General features: G+C 68.1%; 6 protein-coding genes. 4 read left to right on the forward strand and 2 right to left on the reverse strand.

Annotation, left to right across the window (positions count from 1 at the left end):
- Nucleotides 1–9: 9 nt before the first annotated feature.
- Both ACWGJO_RS30210 and ACWGJO_RS30215 read right to left on the reverse strand, forming a co-directional pair.
- Nucleotides 10–777 (reverse strand): hypothetical protein, encoded by a 768-nt coding sequence (locus ACWGJO_RS30210; protein WP_452188552.1) that lies wholly within the window; start codon nucleotides 775–777, stop codon nucleotides 10–12.
- A gap of 212 nt (nucleotides 778–989) precedes the next feature.
- On the reverse strand, nucleotides 990–4,205 hold the full coding sequence (locus ACWGJO_RS30215) for a Tn3 family transposase (RefSeq protein ID WP_452188554.1): 3,216 nt from the start codon (nucleotides 4,203–4,205) through the stop codon (nucleotides 990–992).
- A 359-nt stretch (nucleotides 4,206–4,564) separates the two neighbouring features.
- On the opposite strand from ACWGJO_RS30215, the gene ACWGJO_RS30220 reads away from it, so the two are divergent.
- The 4 genes from ACWGJO_RS30220 (at nucleotide 4,565) to ACWGJO_RS30235 (ending at nucleotide 6,432) form a co-directional block, all read left to right on the forward strand.
- A complete protein-coding gene (locus ACWGJO_RS30220) occupies nucleotides 4,565–4,921 on the forward strand; it encodes a hypothetical protein (RefSeq protein WP_452188556.1) in 357 nt (118 codons plus the stop codon).
- The gene (locus ACWGJO_RS30225) at nucleotides 4,918–5,544 is read left to right on the forward strand and encodes a recombinase family protein (RefSeq protein WP_452188558.1); all 627 of its coding nucleotides are present in this window, start codon (nucleotides 4,918–4,920) and stop codon (nucleotides 5,542–5,544) included. The genes ACWGJO_RS30220 and ACWGJO_RS30225 overlap by 4 nt, the downstream gene beginning before the upstream one ends.
- Before the next feature lie 61 nt (nucleotides 5,545–5,605).
- A complete protein-coding gene (locus tag ACWGJO_RS30230; RefSeq protein ID WP_452188560.1) occupies nucleotides 5,606–6,019 on the forward strand; it encodes a hypothetical protein in 414 nt (137 codons plus the stop codon).
- A gap of 23 nt (nucleotides 6,020–6,042) precedes the next feature.
- A complete protein-coding gene (locus ACWGJO_RS30235; protein WP_452188562.1) occupies nucleotides 6,043–6,432 on the forward strand; it encodes a hypothetical protein in 390 nt (129 codons plus the stop codon).
- Nucleotides 6,433–6,732: the final 300 nt, after the last annotated feature.

Raw genomic sequence — 6,732 nt, forward strand, 5'->3', positions numbered from 1 at the left:
CGGGTGCACTCAGCCGGCCTGTCCGAGCAGCACCATCAGCCCGAGCACCACCAGGGTCAGCGGCACCCAGCACAGCACCGCCTTGCCGCTAGGACGGGGCCCTTCACGCAGCAGCGCCAGGCCCAACGGCACCAGCCCGACGCACAGTCCGGCCAAGGCCACCAGGGACAGCGGCGTGGTCCCTTTGAGTACTCCGAGAGGCAGTGCCGCCATGAGGCCGAGTGCGGTGGCACGGACCGGGCCGAGCACCCGGGTGCGCCAGGCCCCGAGGGCCAGGATGAGCCACCCCGCGAGGATGGCGAGGTTCAGCGCGGCGAAGACGTGGAAGGCGCTGTAGCCGTCGGAGACCGCCTCGGTGGCAGCGTCGACTCCTTGGGAGCGCACCAGTTGAAAGGCCAGGTGGTCCACTCCTGCATGGAAAGCGCGGGCGAACAGCCCGAACATCGCCAGGCCCCCGCCCCACAGGCTCCAGCTGGCGCTCCGGACCCCGATCCGTGCGGCCACCACCGCCACCGCGGGCCAGAGCAGCAGGCTGCCTGCGGCAAAGAGGCCGTACGCGGTGGCCATCAGGGTGGGGTGCTGCTCGTACGCGGCGAGCTGATCGGGGTAGAAGAAGTGAAAGCGGACCCGCAGCAACGCGCCGGCCAGCATCAGGAGTGGTCCGAGCACCATGGCGGTGCCGCCCACCCAGCGTCCGGGGAAGCCTGTGCCCTCCAGTCGCTCCACAGGCAGCGCGCCACGCAGTCGGGCGCCGATCGTTGCGGCCGGGGTAGCCATGGATGTCGTCGTGTTCTTCATACTGTTGACGATGCCTTCGCCGCCCCTGCTGGGCGTCGGACCAAGATCTGAACTGCAGCGTCAGACCTGGGTATGACCCGTCGAGCGCCGGAACTGCCCAACCCGCCAGGCCCGAGCACTGATCACCGCTGTTTGCGGCTGGTGACACTGTTCTGGCCAGCACCCCGAGTTGCCGCCCGACTTCACCTGAATCAGGCCGCTGTGCCGAAGCCCTCGGCCCGCAGGTCCTGATCGTGGAGCTGGGTGAAGTCGACGTCGAGCTTCGGGTCGTACGCCTCGGGCTGGATGCCGAGTTCGTGGGTGGAGTACTCGCCGAACCGTTTGATGTGCTCGGTCAGGTACGGCGAGATGTGCGCCAGGTCTTCCGGGTCGATCTCCCAGCCCTCCTCCAGGAGCTGGCGGATGATTTCCGCGATGTCCAGGGCGTTGTGGAAGATCACCGCATTCGTGAGCAGGGCGTTGAACTTCATCGCCTTCTCCTGCTCGACGGGGTCGTTGTCGGCGAGGACGCCCTGGTTACCGAAGCCGACCCACTGGGAGAACCGGTTGAACGACTCCACCTTGTTCGTCGCCGCGGTCACCCGCCGGCGAAGCGTCGCGTCCGAGAGGTAGCGCAGCAACTGCACCGTGCGGATCACACGGCCGACCTCGCGGAACGCGGTGTAGGTGGAGTTCTTGTGCGAGCCCGACCGCAGCCGCTTCAGCAGCGTCGACGAGGAGATGGCACCCTCACGCACGGAGACAGCGACCCGCATCAGGTGCCGGAACTGGGACTCGATCAGATCCCAGTCGATGGCGTTCTTGCCCGCCTCCCCGAACAGGGAGTCGATGTGGACGTACTCGCTCTGCTTGGACGGGCGGTAGAAGGTCAGGCCCTTCCAGTTCCTGATCCTGGGCATCAGATCGAAGCCCAGCAGGTGCGCCAGGGCGAAAACGGGAACGCTCTGGCCCTGGGTGTCGGCGTGCACGGTGGTCGGCTTGACCTCGGAGGTGTTCTTCAGAAGGCCCTCGATGATGTAGACGGCCTCCCACACCCCGCACGGGATGAAGTGCGTGAACAGCGCGATGTAGGTGTCCGAGATGTGATGGTAAGTGATCCCGCCTGCCTTGCCGTAGCGCACGCTCGTCTCGGCGAGCAGGTTGTTGAGGTAGGTGTCCATGTGGGTGCCGTCCGCCGCTACGGCGGTGCCGTCGCCCCACGCCTGGGAGATGTCGAGGCGGGCATGCGCGTTGACCAGGTCGGCGACGGCCTCGTTCAGCAGCGCGATGGAGAAGTGCCGGTTGGCAACGTACGACAGCTCGTGCCCAGACACCCCGGGGATGTGCTTCGCCGCCTCGTACGGGCCCATGTTGGTGCCCTTCACGAAGGTGGTCAGCACGTACCGGCCGAACGGGTCCTTCAGCTTCGGGTCGTTGCCGGAGGGCGGCCCGAAGCGGCGCCACCACTCCACCCAGTACGCGGTGCGGGCCACGATCCCCATCAGCGTGCGCTCCGGCATCCGGGCCTTGACCTCCTGCTCCAGGCGCTTCGCCGAGGGCCGTTGCCCCTCGGAACGGTGCGGCTTCAGTGACGGGATGCCGGTCTCGGGGTCGATGACCAGGCCCTCGTTGTCCGGATACCCGGCATCCGCCGCCGCGGCGGCGCCGCACAGCTTGTCCTCCAGCTGCCGGCGGAAGGACGCCGCGTCGAAGGCGCCGGCCTCGCCCTCCTCGCACAGCCCGACCTCCGCCAGGTAGTCGGCCAGCTTCTCCTGGATGTCCTCCCACACGAGTAGCTGCTCGGACCAGTCGGCGTACTCCTCCGAGCCGACCACCGCGACGTCCCCGGTGCGCAGCTCCTCGGCGAGGTGGGTGAAGACCATCGCCTCGAAGTGCTTGCGGGCGAAGCGGCCCGGCTGCGTCTTGTCGAGCACGGCCTTGCGCCAGTTCTGTGTGGCGAAGGAGATGTCGACCCTCTTGCCGTCCTCGCCGAGTGCGGTGATGTACTCGCCGCGGGCGCTCTCGTTGCGCATCGCGTGCGCGAGCGCAGCCAGCACCCGCCCGTCCTCGGACGTCGCGGTGAACTCCAGCTTCTCCGCCAGGTCGAACATCACCGACCGGTCCCGGCCGAGCTGCCCGTACAACAGCACCTCCCAGAAGTTGCCGTGATGCGCGGAGACCTTCTCGATCTGCTCGTACTGCCCCGCGAACCCGCCGAAGCTCTCGACCGCCTTGGTGACCGCACCCAGGCCACCGGCCTGCACCAGCTGGGCCTTCGCCAGAGCGAGCACGGCCGGAGAGACCTCCCCGCCCAGGCGCCGGGCGACCTCCTCCACCGGCGCCGCCTCGTCCAGCCCGTCCAGAGCCTTCACGGCCTCGGCGGTCATCGCCTCGGCCTTCGCCAACGCCTCCTGGGCCGGGCCACCGTCATCAAGGTTCTTGAGCACGGTGCGGTAGTTCCCGATCAGAGCCTCGGCGATCTCCCGTTCGGCGAGCCGGATCTCCTCCAGCTCCTCCTTGGCCTTCTTGATCTTCATGGCGACCCGCTTGCAGAACATGGTCGCCAGATCGTCCCGTACCCGCATCCGCGCCTTGTGAGCGAGGCAGGCCAGCAGCGCGATCCGCCTGACGGCCGCGTAGTCCCGCAGTTCGGAGGCGTCCGCCGCATCCGCTTCCCCGGCGAAGTCGGTGACCTTCGGCGAGGCGACGCCGTCCACCCACACCGCAGTGTCGCCGAACTTGTCCAGCCACTCCAGGTGCGTGAACAGGCGTTTGAAGTGCGACCAGGTCGGACCTTGGGCGGTCTGCTTCAACCGGTTGAACTGCGTCGTGCCGTCACTGTCACGCTCTTCCAGCAGCCGCAGCATCCCCGCCTGCTCGGCGAGGCTCATCCGGTCGTGGATGCCGCAGCAGATCGAGGTGTTCACCTCGGTGCGGATCGTGGAGGTCATCGTGTCGAGGGTGGAGAACGCCGGCAGTTCCAGCCCGGCCGCCACCACCTTCTCCAGCGCGATATTGATCAGGTCGGCGGGGCGGTTCTTCGAGGCGGCCTCCTTGCGGATCGCCGCCTCAGCGATCTGCCGTGCCTGGGACTGCTTGTACTTCGTCCCCACGCGCTGGCGCACCTCCGTACGCTGCCGCTCAGCGGTGCGGCCCGGCTCGTACAGCGGGAGCGTGCCCTCTGGCAGCTCGACCGTACGGCGAACGAAGTCGACCACCATCTCCGGATACTCATCCGGCTTCGGGAACCGGCCCATCCGCTGATACGACTTCAGCGCCAACAGCAACGCGAGCTGATGCCCGTCGGAGTCCATCCGCTCAGCGGCCCACGCAGCCTCCTCCCGCGTCGGCGCGAAGAACAAGTGCAGCTCATGCGCGGTGATCAGCCGCTTGAACCGCGGGTACGCGGTCCGCTCGATTGAGGTCACAAGTCCCGCCCCAGGCCCAGAGATCAGTCAGTATCAGCACCAACGACCTTCGGCCGAATGGGTGACGGGCGCCATCGGACCGAGCCTCAAGATCAAGTACTGGCGGCTTTCGGGCTTACCTCGGCGCTACCCCAGGCTGGTCCCTCCGCCCGGTCTGCGCGCTCTGCCTGACGGCCAAGCGGGTCCGCCATGCCCGGCACTGGACTCCGCCCGGCACCACCCTCTGCCTGCGGCACGGCCGCTGGACCGGGGCCCACGGACAGCAGTTCGCCGTCACGGCCCTGCCGGACATCATCCAGACCCAGCGCCGGCACTACCGGCTGATCCGCCGACACTGCTGGCGGGACGTCGGCCGGGCGATGGACGACGCTCTGCGGATCTGCGGCACCTGGTGGGACAACCGGCGCTTCACCCAGGCCCTGGACCGCCGCCGGGCCGTCCTGCGCGACCCGGCCTGGGCCGGGCACGGCCAGAGCATCACCCTCGCGGCCTGCGGCTATCCCGAGATCGTCGCGCTGGCCGACCTCTTCCTGACCCCCGCCCTTCGGGCCCTGCCGTTCACCGGCCGCACCGGCGACTACCGGCGCTTCGTCCAAGAGGTCCGCGACCGCGCCGCCCCCGGCTACTGGGACGACAAGATCGCCTCCAACGACCCGCTCGCCCTCTGGATCGAGGCCGAACGCCACCACCACACCACCGCGACGGGAACCCGATGACCCGAAACAACCGCCGGCTCGACTCCCCGGTGGTCGAGCGCGCCAACGGCCAGATGACCGTCGGCTACGTCCGCACCGTGATCGGCCAGAGCCCGGTCACCCAGATCAGCACGCTCCTCACGGCCGGCGTCGCAGAGAAGGACATCTACGTCGAGCGCGCCAACGGCCACAAATCAGCTTGGCCCGAGCGCGACCTGCTGCTGCCCCGCCTCCGGGCCGGCGACACTCTCAAGATCACACGCCTCGACCGGCTCTTCTACTCCGTCCAGAACCTCGTCGTCCTGGGCACCGACCTCCGCAACCGCGGCGTCCGCCTCCACGTCGTCGAGCAGCAGATCGACAGCGAAAGCCTCGACGGCCGCGACCTCTTCGGCATGCTCGCCACCCTCGCCGACCTCAACGCGCAGTTCGTCGCCGCGAACACCAACGACGGTCTCGCCTCCGCCCGAGTCCGAGGCCGCATCGGCGGCCGGCCCCCCAAGCTCAACGACCACCAGATCCAGGACCTCATCCAGCAACACGCCGACGGCGCCCGCGTCCCCACTCTGTCGAAGAAGTTCAAGGTCTCCCAGTCGACGGTCTATCGCCTCCTCAACCTCTCCGCCCTCGAGCCGTCTCGCTGAAGGTGGGCTCCGTCACCGCCGGCCCCTCGGCCCTGCGTCGACTTCTTGACATCATCTGGGCATGACCCCGACCCTTCCCCGCACCGTCCGAGCCGTCGACACCGCCCAGCTCCTGGACTTGGCCCAGGAGGCTGCCATGCACGGCTTCAGCCAGCGGCTCCCGGTCGACTGGCTCCAAGAACACCTCGCCGCAGAGGCGACGCACTACCTGTTCCCCGCACTCGTGCAACGGCTCAGCCACCGTCCCGAGATGCCGCTGCAGTGGAGGTGCCAGCAACTGCTGACGGTCAGGACCGGCGAGCAGATCTGGGGTCTACTCGACATCCTTCCCGACACCTTCGACAAACTCCCGGAGACGCTGGACACGGCGTCCAAGAAGGACATCGTCAGCCGCATCGAGCGAGCCGTGACCCAGCGCGAGTGGGCGGAACGGATGACGGCGAACGCCGTGAAGCAAGCCGACGACAAGTCATGACACAGACCGCCAAAGGCATACACATGAAGCAGCTCTCGGAGATGAGCGAACGCGAGTACTTCGCCTGCGTCGGCCAACGCCCCGGCATGTTCGTCGGCAAGACCTCCTTCCACCTGCTGACCGCCTTCCTGACCGGCTACGACCAGCACGCCCTCCGCCACTCCGGACGTGGGCTCACCGGCTGGCGCGAATGGCTCGTCACCCGCCGGGGCTGCGAGTGCAGTCACGCCTGGCCCGGCCAGGTCCTGCACATCGCTCTTCCCGATGGCTGGGACGACATTTCAAACTTGCCGCCCGAGGACGAGAAGCACGCGATCAAGGTCCTGTTCCAGCTCCTCGACGACTTCGCTGCCGAGCGCGAGGCACTTCAGGCCGATCAGGCCACCAGTCAGGTCAGCGACAACGGAACCTGAGACTCCCGGCGGCAACCCACCTGACCGACAACGGGATGTGAGACCAGCCAGGCCACCTAATCTCATATCCCGTTGCATCAGCCCAGTTCAGGCACCATGCCGCCGGCAAAGATCAAATGAGACGGGACACATGCGATGGTGCGACGATCCGCCCTCTGGTCGAGACCGACGGCCCTGGCCAGAACCCCAGCCAGCTCGCGGTGCCCCTGCAGGCGTGCCCAGGTGATTACGCTGACGATCGCGGTGCGGCCGGCCCCGGGCCGGCCGCGGCCCGCCCCCCCCCCGCAGGGCTGCGGGTGG

Source organism: Kitasatospora sp. NPDC054795 (assembly GCF_053611565.1).